Genomic DNA, 20,130 nt, shown 5'->3' with positions numbered 1-20,130 from the left:
CGTTATCCGCCCGCGCGCGCCGTCACGCAAGCGAGGACGTGACGAACCGCCTCGCGGGTCCGGTCGAGCGGCACGTCGGTGGGAATGACGAAGTCGGCGCGGGCGCGCTTGTCGACATCGGGAAGCTGGCGGGCGAGGATCGCGTCGAGCTTCGCCGCGGTCATGCCGGGACGGGCGAGGACGCGGGTGCGCTGCACCTCGGCGGCGGCGCTGACCACCGCCACGGCATCGACCCCTGCATCGCCCCCGGTCTCGAACAGCAGCGGAATGTCGAGCAGCACGACCGGCGCGTCGGCATGGGCGGCGAGGAAGGCGGCGCGCTCGGCGGCGACGGCGGGATGGACGATCGCCTCCAGCCGTTTCATCGCCGCATCATCCCCCAGCACGGCGCGGCCGAGCGCCTGGCGATCGACGCCGTTCGCATCGGTGGTCCCCGGAAAGACCCGTTCGATCGCCGCGACGACCGATCCGCCCGGCCCCTGCAGGCGGTGGACCGCCGCGTCGGCGTCGAACACCGGCACGCCTTCCTCGGCGAACATGGCGGCCACCGTCGATTTGCCCATGCCGATCGATCCCGTCAGCCCGAGCAGGACCGGCCTCATGCGATCAGCAGGTCGCGCAAATCGTCGTCGCGGTCGCGGGGCGGTGCGACGCCGAAAAACAGTTCGAACGCCAGCGCCGCCTGGCCGACCAGCATTTCCAGCCCGTCGACCGTCTCCAGCCCGCGCGCATTGGCGGCGGCGAGCAGCGGCGTCTCGAGCGGCGCATAGACGATGTCGTAGACGATCGCCTGCTCGCCGAGCGGCGACAGGTCGAGCTCGAGCGGCGGCTGGCCCGCCATGCCGAGCGTGCTGGCATTGACCAACAGCCCGGTGTCGGGGGCAAGCGGCTGGGCGAGGGGCCTGGCCTGTCCCTTGAGGCCGAAGGCGGCGAGCAGCGCGCCGGCCTTCAGCACGTTGCGGTTCATCAGCGTCACCGGGCCAACGTTCATCCGCGCCAGCGCGAACAGCACCGCCCGCGCTGCACCGCCCGCCCCCACCACCGTCACCGGTTTGCCGGCAAGGTCGAAGCCGGCGAGCGGCGCGTAGAAGCCGCCGGCATCGGTGTTGGTGCCGATCGGCGTGCCGTCCTCCGCCCGCACCACGGTGTTGATCGCGCCGATCGTATGACGCACGTCGCCGCGATCCTCGACGTGATCGAGCGCGGCGATCTTGTGCGGCATGGTGATGTTGCACCCGCGCCAGTCGGGGTCGGCGCGCCGGCTGGCGAAATAGCCGGGCAGCTCGTCGGCGGAGACGAGGGTGCGGCGATATTCCGCGTCGATGCCGAGCGCATCAAGCCAGAAGCCGTGGATGATCGGCGATTTGGATTGCGCGATCGGGTCGCCGATCACTTCGGCATAGATGGTCATGCGGCGGCTCCCTTGCAGGCGAACTGGCCGCCGCACACGGTTTGGACGGCGACGTAACCGCTGCCGATCAGCACGATCGGCAGCAACAGGGCGACGAGGGCCAGGCGCAGCAGCAGGCGGCGCGCGGTCGCCCGCTTGCCGGCCGCGGCGGCGATGGCTAGGATCAGCGCGACGAGAAAGCACGGCACCCACGCGACACAGCCGGCGAACAACAGATTGACCGGCCAGCCTCCCGCCGCCGGCGCATCGAACAGCATCGGGCTGATGAATAGCGCAAGGCCGCCGACCGGCAGGCCGAGCCCCGCCAAAATCGCCAGGACGATCGCCGCACCGCGCTCGCCGCTCACGCCGACATCACCCCGCGCACGCGCAAATAGTCGAGGACGTTGAGCAGCGGCAGGCCGAGCACGGTGAACTGGCTGCCCTCGATCCGCGTAAACAGCTGCACGCCCGGCCCCTCGATCCGGTAGCAGCCGACGCAGCCGCCGATCGCCGGCCATTCCTGGTCGAGATAGCTGTCGATAAAGGCAGGGGAGAGCGGGCGGACGTGCATCTTCGCCGCCTCGACATGGCGCCAGACCGGGCGACCCGCCTCGGCGATCACCGCCGCGCTCCACAGATGGTGCACGCTGCCGCTCATCCGCGCCAGATGCTCGGCGGCCTGGTCGCGGCTCTCCGGCTTGTCGAGCAGGCTGCCGTCGGCGAGCGCGACGACGCTGTCGCTGCCCAGCACCAGCCGCTCGGGCGCGCGCGTCGACACCTTGACCGCCTTCAGCTCGGCGAGCGCGTCGGCAAGGTCGCGTGGCCGGGCGCCGGCCATCGCCGCCTTGACGGCATCCTCGTCGACGCCGGCCGCGGTCGCGTCGAACGGCACGCCCGCGGCGGTCAGCATCGCGCGCCGCGACGCGCTCTGCGAGGCGAGCAGCAGCAGGCTCATTCGCCCTCGCGACGGAGCGGTCGGGCAAGCAGCGCGCCGATCACGCCGTCGACCGGCTCGCCGGCGAGCAGGCGACACACCGCATCAGTCACCGGCATCTCGACCCCGGCGATCGCCGCCGCCTCGCGCAACACCGGCGCGGTGAAGGCGCCTTCCGCGACGGTGCGGCGGTCGGCGAGCAGGTCCGCCGCCGCCCGGCCGCGACCGAGCCCGACGCCGAGCGAGAAGTTGCGGCTGCTCGTCGACGAACAGGTCAGCACCAGGTCGCCTAGTCCCGACAGGCCGGCGAGCGTCTCCGCGCGCGCGCCGCGCGCCAGGCCGAAGCGCGTCATCTCGGCGAAACCGCGCGCGATCAGCGCCGCCCGGGCGTTCTGGCCGAGGCCGGCACCCTCGACGACGCCGCAGGCGATGGCGAGCACGTTCTTGACCGCGCCGCCGATTTCCGCGCCGATCACGTCGTCGCTGGCATAGGGGCGGAAGTGCGGCGCGGCGAGGCGGGCGGCGAGCGCCTCGCCCAGTGCCGCGTCGCGCACCGCCAGCGTCACCGCGGTCGGCAGGCCGGCCGCAACCTCATGCGCGAAGGTCGGGCCGGACAGGACGGCGACCGGCGCCTGCGGGTGGACGGCGCGCGCGACCTCGCCGACCAGCATCCGCGTCCCCGCCTCGATCCCCTTGGCGCACAGCACCAGCGGCGTGGCGCCGACCGGCGTCTCGGCCAGGACGCTGCGGACGTGCTGAGCCGGCGCGACGACGAGCAACGCGTCGACCCCGGCGAGATCGCCGAGGCTGCCGGTCGCACGGATCGCCGGCGACAGCGGCACGCCGGCGAGGAACAGGCCGTTCTCGTGGTTGGCGTTGATCCCCGCCACCACCTCCGGCTCGCGTGCCCACAGCAGCACCGGCTCGCCACGGTGCGCCGCCACCTGCGCCAGTGCGGTGCCCCAGGCGCCGCCCCCGATCACGCCGATCTTCATGCTTTCACTCCTGCCCCGCGCACCGCCTGCGCGGTCGGATCGAGCGGCCAGCGCGCCCGCGCCGGCGTGTCGAGCGGATCGGTCAGCCCGGCGGCGAACCGCTCCGCCCCGGCCCAGGCGATCATCGCCGCATTGTCGGTGCACAGCCAGAGCGGCGGCGCGACGAAGCGCAGGTGGTGCGCCTCCGCCAGCTCCTGTAACGCGCCGCGCACGGCGCCGTTCGCCGCGACGCCGCCGGCGACGACCAGCGCGGTCGCCTCGATCCCGGCGATGCCGCGCGTGGTGCGGTCGATCAGGCAATCGACGACGGCGGCCTGGAACGAGGCGGCAATATCCTCCGGCGCATGCTGACCGACCGCACGCGCCACCGCGCTCTTCAGCCCGGCGAAGGAAAAATGCGGCTCTTTCGAACCACTTAATGGTCGCGGCAGCGGTACGATCGGCCGCCCCTGCGCGGCGGCACGTTCCACCGCCGGGCCACCGGGAAAGCCGAGGCCGAGCAGCTTGGCGGTCTTGTCGAACGCCTCGCCCGCGGCATCGTCGATCGTCGTCGCCAGCCGGCGATAGCGGCCGACCCCCTCGACCAGCAGCAGCTGGCAATGGCCGCCGGAGACGAGCAGCAGCAGATAGGGAAAGGCGAGGTCGGGATCGGACAGGCGCGGGCTGAGTGCGTGACCTTCGAGATGATTGACCGCGATCAGCGGCTTGCCGACCGCATGCGCGATCGCCTTGCCGGTGACGAGGCCGACCATCACTCCGCCGATCAGCCCCGGCCCGGCGGTGGCGGCGATCGCGTCGACCTGGTCGAGGCGGAGGCCCGCGTCGGCGAGCGCCGCCGCGATCAGCGGCTCCAGCGCCTCGACATGGGCGCGCGCCGCGATCTCCGGCACGACGCCCCCGAAGGGCGCGTGATGCGCTTCCTGCCCGGCGAGCCGGTGCGCCAGCACCTGCCGGTCGCCAGTGACCAGCGCCGCGGCGGTTTCGTCGCAGGAGGATTCGAGGCCGAGGATGACGGGCACGGACATGGCGCTCCCTCTAAACGGGTTGAGGAAGGTTGTCGAAGGGGGCGGATATCGGCCATGGACGACATCGGAATTGGACTGCCCTCACCCGTCCGCGGCTTCGCCGCTCCCTCCCTCTCCCGCCGGGCGAGGGAAGGGGCCCGCGGCCGGAGGCCGTGGGAAGGGTGAGGGTGGAGTATCGATGACCGTCCCCTTCAAGCTCGGCACGCGCGGATCGCCGCTGGCGCTGACCCAGGCGAACATGGTGCGCGATGCGCTGTGCGCGGCGCACGGCTGGCCGGTCGATACGGTCGAGCTGGTCGTGATCCGCACCACCGGCGATCGCGTGCAGGATCGCGCGCTGGCGGAGATCGGCGGCAAGGCGCTATGGACCAAGGAGCTCGACCGGGCGCTGCTTGCCGGCGAGATCGACGCCGCGGTCCATTCGATGAAGGATGTCGAGACGATCCGTCCGGCGGCGATCGCCATTGCCGCGATGCTGCCGCGCGCGGACGTGCGCGACCGGCTGATCGGCGCCGCCACGATCGCCGCGCTGCCGCAGGGCGCGGTGGTCGGCACCAGCAGCCCGCGCCGCGGCGCGCAGCTGCGGCGGTTGCGGCCGGATCTTCGCATCGTGCTGTTCCGCGGCAACGTCGACACGCGGCTCGCCAAGCTGGCGGCGGGCGAGGCGGACGCCACCCTGCTCGCCGCCGCCGGGCTCGATCGGCTCGGCCGCGACGCGGTCGGGGCGGCGATCCCGACCGGCGACATGCTGCCCGCGCCGGCGCAAGGCGCCGTCGGTATCGAGGTGCGCGCCGACGACGTGCCGGCGCATGGCTGGGTGGCGGCGATCGACGACCCGCTGACCAGCCGCTGCGTGCGTGCGGAACGCGCCCTGCTCGCGGCGCTGCAGGCGGACTGCCATTCGCCGGTGGCGGCGCTCGCCGCGGTGTCGGGCGAGACGCTCAGCCTGCGTGCCGAGCTGCTCGCCGAGGATGGCAGCGCCCATGTCGAGGGCAGCGCTGAGGGGCCGGATGGCGAGGCGGTGGCGCGGGCGCTCGCCGCCGATCTGCTCGCGCGGGCGCCCGCGGCGGTGCGGCGGCTGTTCGGCGGATGACGCGCGCCCTGGTCGTGCGGCCGGAGCCCGGCAATGCGGCGACCGTCGCGCGACTGCGCACGCTGGGCGTGGAGGCGCAGGGCTGGCCGCTGTTCGCGGTCGCGCCGGTCGGCTGGCTGCCGCCGGATCCCGCGGACTTCGATTCGCTGCTGGTGACCAGCGCGCAGGCGATCCGCCACGCCGGCCCCGGTCTCGCGCGCCTCGCCGCCCTGCCGGTGATCGCGGTCGGCCCGGCGAGCGCGATGGCGGCGCGCGCGGCGGGGCTGCGCGTCGCGGCGATGGGGGAGGGGGATGCGGTCGCGGCGCTCGCGGCGGGCCGGGCCGGCGGGCTGCTCCGGCCGCTGCACCTCGCCGGCCGCGATCATGTCGCGACGGGATGCCCGACGATCGTCGTCTATGCCAGCGATGCGGTGCCGGTCGACGCCCGTGCCTTTGCCGCCGCCGCGGATGGCGCCGTCGTGCTGCTCCATTCCGCCCGCGCCGCGTCACGCGTCGCCGCCTTGATCCCGCCGGCCCGACGCGGCGCCGTCGCGCTCGCCGCGATCAGCCCGGCCGTGCTCGCCGCCGCCGGCGCGGGGTGGGGGAGGGCGGCGGCGAGCGCCATGCCCGACGACGGGAAACTGTGTGTTCTTGCGCAGGCGATTGACCGTGCCGAACCGGGCGGGGATAAAGGGCCATGAGCGAATTTGAACCGATCGTCGCGACGCGCCCGCGCGCCCCACGAGCCGGTCTGATCATCGTCCTAACCCTGTTGGCCTTTGTCGCGGGAGTCGGACTGACGGCATTGGCGATGAAGCGGATCAGCTGGCTGCACGGCACGCCTGCCGCAGCGCCCTCGCCGACCCCGGTCGAACCGACCGGCTTCTCGCCGGCGCAGCCGCTCAATGCCAATGGCGAGGCGCCCGATGCGACGGTGCTCGCCACGCGTGAGGCAGCGCTGGCGGCGCAGCTTGCGGCGCTCGAGACGCGCACCGCGACCATCGGTGCCGATGCCGCGGCGGCGGGAACGCAGGCGACCCGCGCCGAGGGGCTGCTGGTCGTCGCGGCGGCGCGCCGCGCGCTCGATCGCGGCACGCCGCTCGGCTATCTCGAGGAGCAATTGCGCAACCGCTTTGGCGCGACTCAACCCAAGGCGGTCGCCGACGTGATTGCCGCCGGCCGCCAGTCGGCGACGCTGGAAAGCCTGCGCCAGGGGCTGGAGGCGATCGCGCCCGACATCCAGACGGTCAGCGGCGGCGACTGGTGGACCAGCCTGCGCCAGGAACTGGGCGGTCTGATCGTGCTGCGCCGCGCCGACACGCCGTCGTCGCGGCCGGTCGAGCGACTGTCGCGCGCGCGCCACTTCCTTGATGCGGGGCAGGTCGAGGCGGCGCGGGCCGAGGTGCTGCGCCTGCCCGGCGCTCGCCACGCCGGCAACTGGCTCGCCGCGGCGGACCGCTATATCGGCGCGCGCCAGGCGCTCGACCGGATCGAGACCGCGGCGCTCAGCGTCCCCGCCGCTCCGGCCGTGACGTCACCGGCAGCGGCCGCGCCCGCCGCGGCCGAGGAGCCGGCGACGACGACCCAGCCGGGCGGCATCTAAGCAGCGCAGCGAGGCGGCGGCCGGACCGGCGCCGCAAGACCGTGCTGGCGCTGCCGGTCCGCTGATTTGCATGCGGCCTGCCGCCGTCGGACATGGGCGACCTTCACCGGCATAACGCTGTCTGCCCGTGACAGGCATAAGCGAACAGGCGACCCCGCAGGACCGCCGACCGCATCACATTGTGTGGAAAGACTGGAGCGGGCGGCGGGATTCGATCCCTCGACCCCCAGCTTGGCAAAGACACCGGGCACTTTTCGCCAAGGTTTCCATTTGCACGTTACGACCCGCTAAGCCCCTTCCACGACAAGGATAATCTGGACGCAGACCATCCCCTCCATCTCCTGCGCCGACCCGCCGATTTCCGCCCTTCTGCTTCCCCCAAGCTTCCCCGACCGCCGGGGAAGCAGATCGGAGAACGAGCAGGACATCGAGAAATTTGAGGAGTTGAGCATGGCCAAGATCACCAAGCGCGTCGTCGACGCGCTGAAGCCGAGCGATAAGGCTGACGTGTTCGCCTGGGACAGCGAGTTGAAAGGCTTCGGCGTTCGCGTGAAGCCGTCCGGCACGAAGAGCTTCCTGATCCAGTACCGCAACCCGGAGGGCCGCACCCGTCGGCTGGTGCTGGGGCAATACGGGGCTCTGGCGCGGGACGGGGCGCGAGACATCGCCCGCCGGAAACTCGCGGCGGTCGCCGACGGGGAAGATCCGTCCGAGGACCGGCACGCAGCTCGCGCGGGCATGACCGTCTCGGACGTATGCGACGGCATCTGACGGAAGCGGCGGCGTGCCGCATCCTCGGCTGCAGCCGGCGCCCGATCGAAGCGACGACGCTGAAGATGGACCGAAGCCGCATCGATACTCACGTCCGGCCGATCATCGGTCATCGGCTGGTCGCCGGCCTGACGCGCCGCGACATTGAAAACCTTCAGGCCGACATCGCCGCGGGTCGTTCGGCAGCGAAGCGGAAAGGACGTGGCGGCAGGACGAAGGGCGGCATTGGCGTTGCGAGGCGCATCATTTTGATGCTGCTGCCGCGAACATGGCCTGCGCCGACGTACAGGCTGTGCGCGCATGGTTGCGAACGGTGTAGAGACAGACCGGCTGTCACACTCCGTTCCGAACGCCCGAACTGCTCATGATCCAGCCTTGAAAACACGACGTCTCGTCAGGAAGATGACGATCGCGCCGATCCCGAACGCCAGCCCCGTCGCGCAGACGCCGCGCCAGCCCCAGGCACTCCAGACAACGCCCGACAGGGCGGATCCGGCGGCACCGCCGAGGAAGAACAGACCGGTGAAGAGGCCGTTGATCCGGCCGCGTGCCTCAGGGCGAATGAGATTGATCGCACGTCGTCCAAGCGTTTGGTCAGCGATGACGCCAAGATCAAGGACGATCGCCGCGATCAGAAGGAACGCGAGCGAGGTGTCCCGGCTGCCCGCGAAAACCTCACCTCCGAAATAAGCGAGGATCATGGCGGTGGCGACCGCGGCATGAGCCAGCATTGTCGCGGGCCGCGTCGCGCCCCGATCCCCGGCGCGACCGGCGATCGGAGAGATGATCGCCCCGGCGGCGCCCGCCAAGGCGAAAAGAGCGATCCCGGTCTGGCCCAGCGCGATCGGCGGCTGGGCGAGGCGGAGCGCGATAGCCGTCCAGAACACGCCGAAGGCGCCCATGCACATGGCCTGCGTCGCCGCGCGCTGGCTGAGTGTCGGCTCCTCCCGGAGGATTGATCCCAGCGATCTGATCAGTTGCAGATAGCCCGTTTGGCCGTTGGGCCGTATTCTTGGAATAAAGCGAGCAAGCCCGAGCGCCAGTGCGGCGACGGCGACACCCAGGGCGGTATAGAGCGACCGCCAGCCGGCGGCCTCCGTTACGAGGCTGGCGAGTGGGCGTGAGAAGAGGATGCCGAGCATCAGGCCGCTCATCACGTTGCCGACTGTCCGTCCTCGGCTGCTTTCGGAACTCAGCGATGCAGCGACCGGCACGAGCATCTGGATCGTGCTCGTCGACAGTCCGACGAGGAAGGACGCGATCAGGAAGGCAGCCGCCGTCGGCGCCGCCGCCAGCGTCAGCAGAGCACAGACATTGGCGGCGAGCGTCGTAAGGATGAGCCGTCGGTTTTCAACGAGATCGGTCAGCGGGACCAGCAGAAACAGGCCCGTCGCGTAGCCGAGCAGCGTCAACGTGGTGGCGAGGCCGGACGTGACGGGCGACAGACCAAGCTCAGGTCCGATGATCCCGATCAGGGGCTGCGAGGCATAGAGCGCCAGCACCACGACGCCGACCGCCAGCGCGAAGAGCGCGGTTGGCGGCGACCCGGCGCCTTGGCTGGCAGATCCGGGTTCGCGAGCAACTCCAGTTCTCAACGCCGTTCCTCCGTCCAACATCAGAGGGCAGCACATTATCTTGATCGTGGATGGCGATAATGGGAGATAATTGGGAGTTAGAATCACGGACACGTTGAGAATGGCGGGGCTTGAGCACTATCGCACCTTCGTCGCGATCATCGAGGCGGGCAGCCTCACCGCCGCGGCGCGCCGACTCGATTGCTCGCTTCAGACCGTAAGCCGATCGCTGATCGGTCTTGAAGCGGAGATAGGCGCGAAGCTGGTCCACCGGACGACCCGCCGGCTCCAGCCGACACCGGCCGGGACGGCCTTCTACGAACGCATCCGGATCGCTTTGCGTGAGATCGATGAGGCCAGAAGCGATGTGATGCGCGGCGCGTCGGAGATCGCCGGTCTGTTCCGGGTGGGCGCCTCGGTCCAGTTCGCTCCGCGCTATGTGGTTCCCACGACGACCGCCTTCATCGACCGGTATCCCGGCGTGGAGGTCGATCTGATCCTGTCCGACGCCCTGATGAACCTGATCGAACACAGGCTAGACGTCGTCGTGCGGATCGGCGAACCCGCGTCCTCGTCGCTGAAGTCGCGCCTGCTCGGCAAACTCAGGCGCGTAGTGGTCGCGGCACCGCAGTACCTCGCGCGCCATGGCCGCCCATCGACGCCGGCCGACCTTCGAGAGCATAGCTGCGTGGTGCGGACGTTCGGACCGGAGGGAGATAGCTGGCCCGTGACGGAGGGGGCTGCGGTGACGAAGGTCGCCGTCAAGGGACGCTTCCGCTGCAACGACGCCGCCGCTGCCAATGCCGCCGTCCTCCAGGGTGCCGGCGTGGGTCTGGCACCGCTCTGGCAGGTCCGATCGGAGATCGACCAGGGCCTGCTGGAGGTTCTGCTCCCCAATCATGAACCGCCCCCCATTCCGGTTCACGCCTTGTGGCTGGAGAACGCCGCCATGCCGGTCCGGACCAGAATGTTCGTTGACATGCTGAGGCACCGGATGGCCAGCGAGCGCATCTAGCATGCCGGGCCTCGCCGGGTTGACCTCACGTCCGCTGGATACCGACGATGACTTTTTGCCATTTAGGGCCAAGCGAAAGGCGTCTCCGATGATAGTCGGAGACACGGGTCGACCTTATCCGAGAATGGTTCAGTCTTCGGGCAGGAGGCAATGCGTGCTATGCAGAAATACACGTCAAAGGGTGCGTAACAGCCAAAAGCCGCCAAAACATCGCTGGAACGCACCGTCTGCTGCTTCCCCCAATCCGCGTCCTGACCACGTCACAGCCGCGTAGCTTGCTGTCGATGGCGAAGTCGAACCGGGTTCGATCGCGCAAACGCCTATGCTGGTCGAGCCACAAGCGAATGGCTCAGACCTGCTGTTGTTTCAGGGCGCGTTGGGCACCGGCCGATCGACCCTCGTTCCAAGGACGAACTTCAAGAAAGGCAGGATTCATCAAAGGTTGGCCCATCACCCGTCTCCATCACACTGACGTGAGCAGTTGAGATCGCGCCGGTGGGGTAACCGATGATGGAAAGAAAAGTAGGATCGGCCTTTAGGGTGTGTGAACGAACGACCGTTGCTCGGAAGGCTGGAGGCTCAAAATTCTCCGACCCGATGCAGACTGGCCAGATCGAGGATCACCATCTTGCGGCCTCGTACGACGAGCAGGCCTTCGTCACGCAGCCGGCCCAGCACCCGATTGATATGGACGGGCGTCAGTCCGAGCATATCGCCGAGCTGTTCCTGCGTGAACGGCCAGTCGAACGTATCGTCCTGCGTGAGCCCCAAAGCTCCGAGACGTGCGTGCGTTTCGGCCACCAGATAGGCCAGGCGCTCCCGCGCATTGCGGCGCCCAAGGCTGACCAGGCGGGCGCGGAGGCGAAATAGCACCTCACCTTGCTGCGCCCGCCGCGCATGCTCGACCAGACTGCGAGAGCGATCCGACATCGCGTCCGTGTCCAGCGCGGCAATGCGAGCCGGACCACAGGCTTCGACATAGGACGAGGTCTCTCGCTCCAGGTCGGCGATGACGCAAAAATCTCCTGGGATGATCACATCGGTTATCTGCCTCGCCCCGTTCCGCAAGATCTGCGACCGGGAGCCCCATCCAGTGACAAGGACGTGCGCGGTCTTGGAGGACGGACGTGCCGGAAACGGGTGCCTGGCCTCAACCTGATGGATGTGGGTCACGTGATTGACAATATTCGACACATCGTACCGATTGCCGATGTCATAGCGGGCAAAGGCCCTGATGATCAGGTTCGAGACATCCTCATCTCGAGCCCTGCTCAATTTCTTGGTGCGAAGGGATGTCCGGTTGAACGCGCCGGTGAGCGGAGCTTCGATCTGGAGATGTGTCATAGCGTCACTCCATTTAGGTGAGGCTATGCTCGTGCGCCGCTGGCGACGGCGGCATAGGGATAGTTCCTAGGTAGGCTTCCGGGCCTTCCCCCCCGCCTTTGACGACGACAGCCCGACGGCGAGCGCGATCTGGCCGAGTTCGGTCAGGCTGCCTGCTCCCAGCTTGCTCATCACCTGTGCACGATGGAGTTCGACGGTCCGCGGACTGATGCCGAGCGTTTGCGCGATGACCTTGTTCGTCCCGCCGTCGATCAATCCAACGAGCACCTCACGCTCGCGCGGCGTCAATCGTCCGATTTGCGCATTGACTGCTTCGTCCCGCGACGACGACCCCGTTGTCGCGTGGCACTCCGCCAGGGCCGTGGCCAGCGTCTCTCGCAGCACCTCCTCCTTTTCGCACAGGACGTAGTCGATCGCCCCGGCCTTCATCGCGGCGACCGCTGCTTCTGCACCAGCCTCCGGTTCGTCCAGCGCAACGGCCGGCAATGCGATCGACCTCGCCTTGAGTTCGCGCGGAACAGTAAGGCCGTCCTCCCGCGCTTTGCGAAGGTCGACCAGAACGCAACCCGGCGCCAAAACCGGAGCGATGTCGAGAAAGGCGTCCGCGCTGTCGAAGAGGCGGGCCTGATAGTCGATCGTTCGTACCAACCGGGCCAGGCGACGCGCCTCCGATGCCCTGGCGCTGATGATATAGACCTGCCGGCTATCCTCCTGCGTCAAATTCTCGGCGATGCCGCCGATGCGCATGATCGCACCGTCGTCATCCCGGATCGGGAAACTCGTGTCGCGTAGCCACCGCACCCCGCCATCCCTCGGCCTGACAATGCGATACTCATATTGCACGACCTCGCCGGCCGTGACCGTTTCCATCGCCCGGGCAACGGCGGATCGATCGTCAGCGTGGATATTCTCCATCCATGCCTCAACCGTGGTCGGCGCCTCGTGGCATGGAACTCCCCAAATGCGCTCGAAGGCGGCACTGCGATAGATGATCTGGCCTGCGGCGGGATCGACGATCCACAGCAGGTTGCTGCTGTTCTCCGCGAACCCGCGGAACTGCGCCTCGCTCGCCCGCACGGCGGCCTCGTTCCGCCGCTGCTTGGACACGTCGACAGCCGCGCCGATGAAGGCTGTGGGGCGGCCGTGCTCGAAGGTGGTGCGGCCGAAGGTGGCGATGTGGCGCAGGACGCCGTCGTCGCGTCCGATCACCCGATATTCGATCGAATAGCGACCGTCGCCCGCCGGGTCGACGCAAGCGAGGATCGCATCGCGCACCCGCGGCAGGTCTTCGGGATGGATTCCATTCTCGTACACCGCCGTGTCGACCGGTGCGCCAGGCGGAAGGCCCCACATCGCGCGTAAGCGGTCATCCCAGTCGAGTGCGCCGGTGACGGGATCCCACGCATAGATCCCCAAGTCCGCCAGCTCGGTGGCAGCCCGCAACCGCGCCTCGTTACGCTTGACCTTCTCCTCGAAGGCGCGCCGCTCGCTGGTGTCGCGCGATACGCCGACGACGAGTTCGACGGTGCCCTCCTCGTTGCGCACCGGTCCCCACAGATAGCTGAAATAGGCAGCATGACCGGTGGGGCTCTCGTAGAACACCTCGTCTTCGATCGTCACGGCGTCCCTGAAGATCCGGTCGATATGGTCGTTGAGGTGGGCGGCCAGGGCGGTCGGATAATCGAGATCGGCGAAGGTCCGCCCCAACATTTCGGCACTGGTAAGGCCGAACAGGCCCAGCATGACCGGGTTGGCATAGACGAACCTCCGCTTGGCATCGAAGGCGTAGACATAATCCGGGATGGAGGACAGAGTCGCTTCCACGAAGCGGGACTGGCTCGCGAGTTTCGCGGCTGCCACCTCGATCTCCTCGCCGGCGCGCTTCAGATCATCGACATCCTGCACCACCACGATCGCCTCTGCATGGTCGGCGTTCTCGCGATGGAAGGGTACGGCGCTGATCCGCATCCAGCGTTCCGGCGCATTACCGGGATCGTAGAGGAAGTCGGTGCCGGGCATCACGCGCTCCCCACGCAGCGCGCGCGAGCCTGGGTAGTCGCCAGGCTGTACCGGCCGGCCATCGGCGTCGTAAGCGCGCCAACGGTGGGCTTCAGCCGGCTGGCGCGACGGCAGGCGGTCGAGATACCCATAAGTCCGCAGGCATCGGTTGGAGAGGGTGACATTGCCGTCGGCGTCATAGACGCCGATGCCAAGCGGGAGATTCTCGAGGACCGAGGCGAGCAGCAGGCGCTCGTCCCGTAGCGCTCGCTCGACCTCGCGCAAGATCGCTGATTCGAGCGCGATATCGTTAGACAGCCGATCTTGCGGCATCTTGCCGGCACTCCCGCAGGTGATTTGCCGGCGTGCCGGCAAGCTCTTTCGGCTGGGTAAGGTTCCCTAGGGATCGTCCGTATGGGGATGAACCGAGCCATGCGGCAGTCCGACGGCATCCCTTCAAGGAGACCGGCATGAAAGCCTTAGTCTGGCATGGCAAGGAGGATATCCGGTATGACACGGTATCCGACCCTGCGATCGAAGATCCCCGCGACGCCATAATCAAGGTTACCAGCTGCGCGATATGTGGTTCAGATCTCCACCTTTTCCATAACCTCGTTCCCGCGATGCTGCCCGGCGACATCATGGGCCACGAGACGATGGGCGAGGTGGTCGAGGTTGGCAGCGACGCCAAGGGCAGCCTGAAGAAGGGCGACCGGGTCGTCATCCCCTTCACCATCCAGTGCGGCGAGTGCGACCAGTGCCGCCGCGGCAACTTCTCGGTGTGCGAGCGCACCAACCGCAAGAAGGAGCTGGGCGATAAGGCGTTCGGCCATGCCACCGCCGGGCTGTTCGGCTACACCCATCTGACCGGCGGCTATCCCGGCGGACAGGCCGAATATCTGCGCGTGCCCTTCGCCGACACCACCCATATCAAGGTGCCCGGCGGGATCGAGGACGAGAAGCTGCTGTTCCTGTCGGACATCCTGCCGACCGGCTGGCAGGCCGCGGTGCAGGCCGACATCCAGCCCGGCGACACGGTCGCGATCTGGGGCTGCGGCCCGGTCGGCCAGATGGCGATCCGCTCGGCGATCCTGCTCGGCGCCGAACAGGTGGTGGCGATCGATCACCTGCCCGAACGCCTGTCGATGGCGGCTGCGGCCGGGGCGATCACGATCAACTTCGAGGAGGAGAGCGTCGTCGAGCGGCTCAACGAGCTGACCGCCGGCAAGGGGCCGCACAAGTGCATCGACGCGGTCGGCACCGAAAGCCACGTCAATTTCGGCCAGCCTGACACGGTGCTCGACCGCGCCAAGCAGATGCTGATGGCGGAGAACGACCGGCCGCACGTGCTGCGCGAGATGATCTATGTCTGCCGGCCCGGCGGCGTCATCTCGATCATCGGCGTCTATCTGGGCCTGGTCGACAAGATCCCGATGGGACAGGCGATGAACAAGGGCCTGACCTTCCGCATGGCGCAGGCGCACGTGCCCCGCTGGACCGGCGATCTGCTGCGCCGGATCGAGGACGGACAGATCGATCCCTCGTTCGTGATCACCCACAAGGTCGACCTGTCCAAAGGTCCCGAGATGTATGCGACGTTCCGCGACAAGGCGGATGGCTGCATCAAGGTCATGCTCCAGCCCTGAAGGACGTTTGCCATGTCACTCACCAACATCACCGGCGTCGCCCGGTCCGAGGGCGACCCTCGCGTCGAGCGCAAGGGGCCGAGCTCCTTGAGCGGCGCCGACCGTCTGTCTCGCGCGCTGGGCTGGTTCTCCATCGGGCTCGGCGTCACCGAGCTGGTGGCACCGGGGCGGCTTGCCCGCATCCTCGGCCTCGAGGGCAAGGAGGGGCTGATCCGTGCCTATGGCGCCCGCGAACTGGCGAGCGCGGTGCCCACGCTGTCGGTCGACAAGCCAATCGGGCTGGGCGCGCGCATCGGTGGCGATGCGCTCGACCTGGCGACGCTCGCCACGGCGCTGGGGCGTGACAACCCCAAGCGCCACAATGCCGCGATCGCCACCGCCCTGGTCCTCGGCATCACCTTGCTCGACGTGGCTGCGTATACCGGTGTCAAGGCCGCGCACCGTCGCTCGTCGGGCAGCGAGCGTGACTATTCCGATCGATCGGGCCTGCCGCGGGGCGCTCAGGCGTCGCGCGGTCTCGCGCGCAAGGACTTCGACATTCCACCCGATTATCGCGCCGAAGGCACGGTCGCAGCCGCGCTGCCGGTGGTCGCGTCATGAGCGCCCCCGCCGCTGAAGCGGAACTCGACGGCTCCGCCCGTGCGGCGGTGACGATCGGCAGACCCGCCGACGAGCTCCGCCCGCTCTGGCTCGGTCCAGCCACCCAGTCGCGCATCTGGACGCATTTCGCCAACGTGACCCCGCTCGACGATCGCACGGCCGACTGGGTCGCGCGCGGGCCGGCAGGCGGCGAGTATCGGTGGCAGACGAAGGTCGCCGACCCGAACTCGAGCGATATTCGATGGTCTGCCGTAGACGGCGCTGACATGCCGAATATCGGATCGCTGGTCTTCCGGCCGGCACCGGGCGACCGCGGCACCGAACTTCACCTAAACGTGCGGTTCGATCCTCCCGGCGGGGCCGTTGGAGCGGCGATCAGCAAGCTCTTCCACATCGCTCCCGCCGAGATCGTGCGCAAGGCGCTCTATAAGTTTCGCGCGCTCGCCCTGACCGGCGAAATCCCGACCACCGAACCCCAGCCCGCCGCCCGCCACGGCGGCACCGACCGCTAGGAGCCAGGCCGATGCGCGCACTCTGCTGGAACGGCGTCAACGATCTGCGGGTCGAGACGGTCGCCGACCCCGAAATCCTCAACCCGAAGGACGTGATCCTCAAGGTCCGGCTGACCACCACCTGCGGGTCGGACCTGCATCTCATCGACGGCCTGATCCCGACGATGCGCGAAGGCGACGTCCTCGGGCACGAGTTCATGGGCGAGATCGTCGACGTCGGGCGCGACGTGACCAGGGTGCAGCGCGGCGATCGGGTCGTCGTCCCCTCGTTCATCGCCTGCGGGCAGTGCTGGTATTGCGCGCACGACCTCTACTCGCTGTGCGACACCAGCCACCCCAAGCCCGAGCTGCAGGAGCCTCTGCTCGGCTATCCGACGGCGGGCATCTACGCCTATTCGCACGCCTTTGGCGGCTATGCGGGCAGCCACGCCGAATATGTCCGCGTGCCCTTCGCCGATACCGACTGCTTCCTCGTGCCCGATGGCCTGGCCGACGACGATGCGCTGTTCATCTCGGACGCCGCTCCGACGGGGTTCATGGGCGCGGACTTCTGCAACATCCAGCGCGGCGACGTGATCGCGGTCTGGGGCTGCGGCGGCGTCGGCCTGATGGCGCAGCAGAGCGCAATGATCCTCGGCGCCGAACGCGTGATCGCCATCGACCAATATCCCGAACGGCTCGCCAAGGCTGAGTCCTTCGGCGCGATCCCGATCGACTTCACCAAAGTGGACGTGGTTGATGCGTTGAAGGAATTGACCGGCGGGCGCGGCCCTGACGCGTGCATCGATGCCGTCGGCATGGAGGCGGCCGGCACCGGGCTTCAGGGCGCCTATGACCGGGTGAAGCAGGCGCTGTATATGGAAACGGACCGCGGCACGGCGTTGCGCCAGGCGATGCTCGCCGTCCGCAAGGGCGGCACGTTGTCGATCCTCGGTGTCTACGGGCTGATGGATAAGTTCCCGCTCGGGCTGCTGATGAACAAGGGCGTGACCGTGCGTACCGCGCAGCAACACGGCCAGGCCTATGTCCCGCGGCTGCTCGAACATGCGCAACGCGGCGAACTGAAGCCTGCAGCGCTGGCTACGCACCGCTTCTCGCTCGAAGATAGCCCGACCGGCTATCACATGTTCAAGCACAAGGAGGACGGCTGCCTGCGCGCGGTGTTCGCGCCCTAGGGCCGCCGCGGGCCAAGGTCTTCACGATACCGGTGAAACAACGGAGACTCACAATGGCGACGCAGGTCAGCAGGGCACTTCTGGTTCGCCTCGAAGCATTGCCCGGCAGGGAGGATGAGGTTCGCGACTTTCTCAACCGGGGCCGGTCGATCGTCGACGGGGAGCCTAGGACAGTCAGGTGGTTCGGTCTTCAGTTCGGTCCCTCGTCGTTCGGGATTTTCGATGCCTTTCCTGACGATGACGGGCGCCAGGCCCACCTGTCGGGTGCGGTCGCGACCGCGCTGAATGAGAATACAGGCGTGCTTTTCGAAACGCCCAGCATCGAAGAGCTCGATGTCGTCGCGGAGAAGGCGCCGACCTAAGCGCACGTCCCCGCGCCGCGTAACCAATCATAGGAGATGGGCAATGCCGGACGACACGCTGAAGGGCATGAAGGTCGCGATCCTGGTGACGGATGGCTTCGAACAGGTCGAGATGACCGAACCGCGCAAGGCGCTCGACGCGGCCGGCGCTGACACCCGGCTCGTGTCGCCGAAGACCGATCAGGTCAAGGCGTGGCAGTTGACGGATTGGGGCGATACCTTCCCCGTCGACCTGCCGCTGGCCGAGGCTAGTCCTGACGCCTTCGACGCGATCCTGCTGCCCGGCGGCGTCATCAATTCCGACACGTTGCGGATGAACGAGGACGCCGTCGTCTTCGCCCAGGCCTATATCGATGCCGGCAAACCGGTCGCTTCCATTTGTCACGGGCCCTGGACGCTCATCGAAACCGGCAGATTGCGCGGCCGGCGGCTCGCATCCTGGCCGTCGCTCCAGACCGACGTCGAAAACGCGGGCGCACAATGGGTGGACGAGCCGGTGGTAGTGGATGGCAATCTGGTCACCAGCCGCAAGCCGGACGACATTCCGGCGTTCAATCGCGAGATGATCGCGCTGTTCGGCCGGGCGCGGTCCGGCCACGCGCAGCGGTCGGCCGATTGATGTCGGCGTGGTCGCCGCGAGGGGTGGAAAGGCGCCCTTTCGGTACTGCGCGCATAGGGTCTCGGTCGTCGGCCAGGGCAGCTGGTATATCGACGAGGCGCACCGGCCGTCTGCGGTGGCGGCGCTTCGTCGGGGCATGGATGTGGGGATGACCGAAAACGACCTCGCCCGGATCGGCGCGGCGTTTGCGCGCGACGCCAATCCGCGCCGGCTTCCCGCGCTGTAACCCGATCGGCCACCAACCTGCTGGCGCCACGCATATTGTCGGCCGGGCGGTCGGCGACCGGAAGCTAGAGACGAGGAGCCGAACATGACCGTAGGACAGGGTGTCGGAGCGGCGCTGATGCTAGTGTTTCTCGCCGACGTCTTCCTGACCGTTTTATACGCCCGCGCCGGCACCGGACTGCTCGCGCCGCACTGGAACCGCGGAATATGGGCGCTGCTTCGCGGCGTCTCCAAGCTGGCCGGCAGGCGCGACAGCACTGTTCTCACGTTTGCCGGTCCGCTCATCGTCGTCTTGCTGATCGGCTTCTGGGCGATCGGTTTGGTGCTCGGTGCCGCGCTGATCATTCGGCCCGAGCTCGGCACCGCCATCCGCCCGTCTAGCGGCGCATCCTCGACTGACTTCGTCACCGCGCTCCTCGTAGCGGGCAATAGCCTATCGATCGTCGGCGGCGGCGACTATTCGCCCCATACAATGGGCACACGGCTATTTTTTCTGCTTAATTCGCTGATCGGCGCGTCGGTGCTGTCGCTGGTGCTCAGTTATCTGGTTCAAGTCTATTCGGCTCTTCGCGAGCGCAACGCGCTGGCGCTCGCGATCGACCTGATGAGCGACGGCACGGGTGACGCGGCGGTGATGCTGGCCAGGCTTATGCCCCGAGGCAAGGCAGGTGACGCGACCAGCGAGCTCGGCAATCTCGCCCGGTCGCTCGCGGCGACCAAGGAGGCGCATCACTTCTATCCCCTGCTCTTCTACTTCCGCTTCGAACAGCCGCTGTATGCGGTGTCCAGGTTCAGCTTTGTTCTCCTTGACGCGATGACGCTGATCGACACCGCGCTCGATCAGGACCGCTATGGCGCCGTCTCAGCTTCTGCGCCTGTCGCGGCGATCCGCCGCGGCGCTCGATTGCTGCTAGAAACCCTCGACTCTCATTTTCCGACTGGCAGCGCCCGCAATGATCCTTCTGCGGAAGCCTGGCAGTTCCGCCAGAGCTATAATGCTGCGACCAGAATCCTTGCGGAGGCGGAGATCGCGACGTCGCCGAACGGCGCGAAAGCATATGTTGCCGCGCGCAGCGATTGGGAGTTGCTCGTCCGGCGTGTGGCTCCGACGCTTGGCTATTCGATGCCGGAAATCGATAGGCGAGCAGAAATCGTGGCATCCTGACGAATGGCGCCGAACGACAGATGGCTGCCGATTACAAGATGAACGGGCGGCAGGGGGGAGGAGCTGAGCAGAACACGCTGAGCGAACGCTTCCGAGTCGTCA

General features: G+C 68.2%; 23 protein-coding genes and 1 pseudogene. 14 read left to right on the top strand and 10 right to left on the bottom strand.

Annotation, left to right across the window (positions count from 1 at the left end):
- Nucleotides 1–2: 2 nt before the first annotated feature.
- The 6 genes from coaE to tsaD are packed head-to-tail and all read right to left on the bottom strand — an operon-like array spanning nt 3 to nt 4,341.
- Complete coding sequence (gene coaE / locus ACU5AX_RS10440) at nt 3–602, bottom strand: dephospho-CoA kinase (protein WP_446690830.1); 600 nt, start codon at nt 600–602, stop codon at nt 3–5.
- Nucleotides 599–1,411: a shikimate dehydrogenase family protein gene (locus ACU5AX_RS10435; RefSeq protein ID WP_446690829.1), complete on the bottom strand. Its 813-nt coding sequence runs from the start codon at nt 1,409–1,411 to the stop codon at nt 599–601. Before ACU5AX_RS10435 ends, coaE begins: the two co-directional genes overlap by 4 nt.
- The gene (locus tag ACU5AX_RS10430; RefSeq protein WP_446690828.1) at nt 1,408–1,758 is read right to left on the bottom strand and encodes a hypothetical protein; all 351 of its coding nucleotides are present in this window, start codon (nt 1,756–1,758) and stop codon (nt 1,408–1,410) included. The genes ACU5AX_RS10435 and ACU5AX_RS10430 overlap by 4 nt, the downstream gene beginning before the upstream one ends.
- Nucleotides 1,755–2,348 (bottom strand): Maf family protein, encoded by a 594-nt coding sequence (locus ACU5AX_RS10425; protein WP_446690827.1) that lies wholly within the window; start codon nt 2,346–2,348, stop codon nt 1,755–1,757. The genes ACU5AX_RS10430 and ACU5AX_RS10425 overlap by 4 nt, the downstream gene beginning before the upstream one ends.
- Nucleotides 2,345–3,322 carry an NAD(P)H-dependent glycerol-3-phosphate dehydrogenase gene (locus ACU5AX_RS10420; RefSeq protein ID WP_446690826.1) on the bottom strand — a complete coding sequence of 326 codons (978 nt, stop codon included), beginning with the start codon at nt 3,320–3,322 and terminating at the stop codon, nt 2,345–2,347. The genes ACU5AX_RS10425 and ACU5AX_RS10420 overlap by 4 nt, the downstream gene beginning before the upstream one ends.
- Nucleotides 3,319–4,341 (bottom strand): tRNA (adenosine(37)-N6)-threonylcarbamoyltransferase complex transferase subunit TsaD, encoded by a 1,023-nt coding sequence (tsaD, locus tag ACU5AX_RS10415; RefSeq protein WP_446690957.1) that lies wholly within the window; start codon nt 4,339–4,341, stop codon nt 3,319–3,321. Before tsaD ends, ACU5AX_RS10420 begins: the two co-directional genes overlap by 4 nt.
- Nucleotides 4,342–4,525: 184 nt before the next feature.
- Between tsaD and hemC the strand changes: the two genes are divergently transcribed.
- From hemC to ACU5AX_RS10390, 5 genes are all read left to right on the top strand, one after another.
- Nucleotides 4,526–5,440 carry a hydroxymethylbilane synthase gene (gene hemC, locus ACU5AX_RS10410; RefSeq protein WP_446690825.1) on the top strand — a complete coding sequence of 305 codons (915 nt, stop codon included), beginning with the start codon at nt 4,526–4,528 and terminating at the stop codon, nt 5,438–5,440.
- Nucleotides 5,437–6,120, top strand: coding sequence for a uroporphyrinogen-III synthase (locus ACU5AX_RS10405; protein WP_446690824.1), 684 nt, complete (start codon nt 5,437–5,439; stop codon nt 6,118–6,120). Before hemC ends, ACU5AX_RS10405 begins: the two co-directional genes overlap by 4 nt.
- Entirely contained in the window at nt 6,117–7,022 is a 906-nt protein-coding gene (locus tag ACU5AX_RS10400) for a hypothetical protein (RefSeq protein ID WP_446690823.1), read from the top strand. Before ACU5AX_RS10405 ends, ACU5AX_RS10400 begins: the two co-directional genes overlap by 4 nt.
- A gap of 450 nt (nt 7,023–7,472) precedes the next feature.
- The gene (locus tag ACU5AX_RS10395; RefSeq protein ID WP_446690822.1) at nt 7,473–7,793 is read left to right on the top strand and encodes an Arm DNA-binding domain-containing protein; all 321 of its coding nucleotides are present in this window, start codon (nt 7,473–7,475) and stop codon (nt 7,791–7,793) included.
- A complete protein-coding gene (locus tag ACU5AX_RS10390; protein ID WP_446690821.1) occupies nt 7,778–8,161 on the top strand; it encodes a hypothetical protein in 384 nt (127 codons plus the stop codon). The genes ACU5AX_RS10395 and ACU5AX_RS10390 overlap by 16 nt, the downstream gene beginning before the upstream one ends.
- Here ACU5AX_RS10390 and ACU5AX_RS10385 read toward each other — a convergent pair.
- Nucleotides 8,156–9,388, bottom strand: a complete 1,233-nt coding sequence (locus ACU5AX_RS10385) for an MFS transporter (protein ID WP_446690820.1) — start codon at nt 9,386–9,388, stop codon at nt 8,156–8,158. The two genes, ACU5AX_RS10390 and ACU5AX_RS10385, sit on opposite strands and share 6 nt — an antisense overlap.
- A gap of 100 nt (nt 9,389–9,488) precedes the next feature.
- Between ACU5AX_RS10385 and ACU5AX_RS10380 the strand changes: the two genes are divergently transcribed.
- Nucleotides 9,489–10,382 carry a LysR family transcriptional regulator gene (locus ACU5AX_RS10380; RefSeq protein WP_446690819.1) on the top strand — a complete coding sequence of 298 codons (894 nt, stop codon included), beginning with the start codon at nt 9,489–9,491 and terminating at the stop codon, nt 10,380–10,382.
- Nucleotides 10,383–10,620: 238 nt separating this feature from the next.
- Here the strand turns inward: ACU5AX_RS10380 and ACU5AX_RS10375 are convergent.
- The 3 genes and pseudogenes from ACU5AX_RS10375 to ACU5AX_RS10365 form a co-directional block, all read right to left on the bottom strand.
- Nucleotides 10,621–10,818: pseudogene (locus tag ACU5AX_RS10375) on the bottom strand (integrase); the annotation flags it as partial.
- A gap of 143 nt (nt 10,819–10,961) precedes the next feature.
- Complete coding sequence (locus tag ACU5AX_RS10370; RefSeq protein ID WP_446690818.1) at nt 10,962–11,726, bottom strand: Crp/Fnr family transcriptional regulator; 765 nt, start codon at nt 11,724–11,726, stop codon at nt 10,962–10,964.
- A 66-nt stretch (nt 11,727–11,792) separates the two neighbouring features.
- A complete protein-coding gene (locus ACU5AX_RS10365; protein ID WP_446690817.1) occupies nt 11,793–14,057 on the bottom strand; it encodes a PAS domain S-box protein in 2,265 nt (754 codons plus the stop codon).
- 137 nt (nt 14,058–14,194) lie between these two features.
- Between ACU5AX_RS10365 and ACU5AX_RS10360 the strand changes: the two genes are divergently transcribed.
- The 8 genes from ACU5AX_RS10360 (at nt 14,195) to ACU5AX_RS10325 (ending at nt 20,028) form a co-directional block, all read left to right on the top strand.
- Complete coding sequence (locus ACU5AX_RS10360) at nt 14,195–15,370, top strand: zinc-dependent alcohol dehydrogenase (protein WP_446690816.1); 1,176 nt, start codon at nt 14,195–14,197, stop codon at nt 15,368–15,370.
- Between the two features lie 12 nt (nt 15,371–15,382).
- Nucleotides 15,383–15,970 (top strand): hypothetical protein, encoded by a 588-nt coding sequence (locus ACU5AX_RS10355; RefSeq protein WP_446690815.1) that lies wholly within the window; start codon nt 15,383–15,385, stop codon nt 15,968–15,970.
- Nucleotides 15,967–16,482 carry an SRPBCC family protein gene (locus ACU5AX_RS10350; protein ID WP_446690814.1) on the top strand — a complete coding sequence of 172 codons (516 nt, stop codon included), beginning with the start codon at nt 15,967–15,969 and terminating at the stop codon, nt 16,480–16,482. The genes ACU5AX_RS10355 and ACU5AX_RS10350 overlap by 4 nt, the downstream gene beginning before the upstream one ends.
- Nucleotides 16,483–16,493: 11 nt before the next feature.
- Entirely contained in the window at nt 16,494–17,657 is a 1,164-nt protein-coding gene (locus ACU5AX_RS10345; RefSeq protein WP_446690813.1) for a zinc-dependent alcohol dehydrogenase, read from the top strand.
- A 53-nt stretch (nt 17,658–17,710) separates the two neighbouring features.
- A complete protein-coding gene (locus ACU5AX_RS10340) occupies nt 17,711–18,019 on the top strand; it encodes a putative quinol monooxygenase (RefSeq protein WP_446690812.1) in 309 nt (102 codons plus the stop codon).
- A gap of 43 nt (nt 18,020–18,062) precedes the next feature.
- A complete protein-coding gene (locus ACU5AX_RS10335) occupies nt 18,063–18,638 on the top strand; it encodes a type 1 glutamine amidotransferase domain-containing protein (RefSeq protein ID WP_446690811.1) in 576 nt (191 codons plus the stop codon).
- 7 nt (nt 18,639–18,645) lie between these two features.
- Entirely contained in the window at nt 18,646–18,864 is a 219-nt protein-coding gene (locus ACU5AX_RS10330) for a hypothetical protein (RefSeq protein ID WP_446690810.1), read from the top strand.
- Nucleotides 18,865–18,948: 84 nt separating this feature from the next.
- Nucleotides 18,949–20,028 (top strand): ion channel, encoded by a 1,080-nt coding sequence (locus tag ACU5AX_RS10325; protein ID WP_446690809.1) that lies wholly within the window; start codon nt 18,949–18,951, stop codon nt 20,026–20,028.
- The last annotated feature ends 102 nt before the right edge of the window (nt 20,029–20,130 follow it).

This window comes from Sphingomonas benefaciens (assembly GCF_052907485.1).
This window is presented reverse-complemented; position numbering and strand designations above follow the sequence as displayed.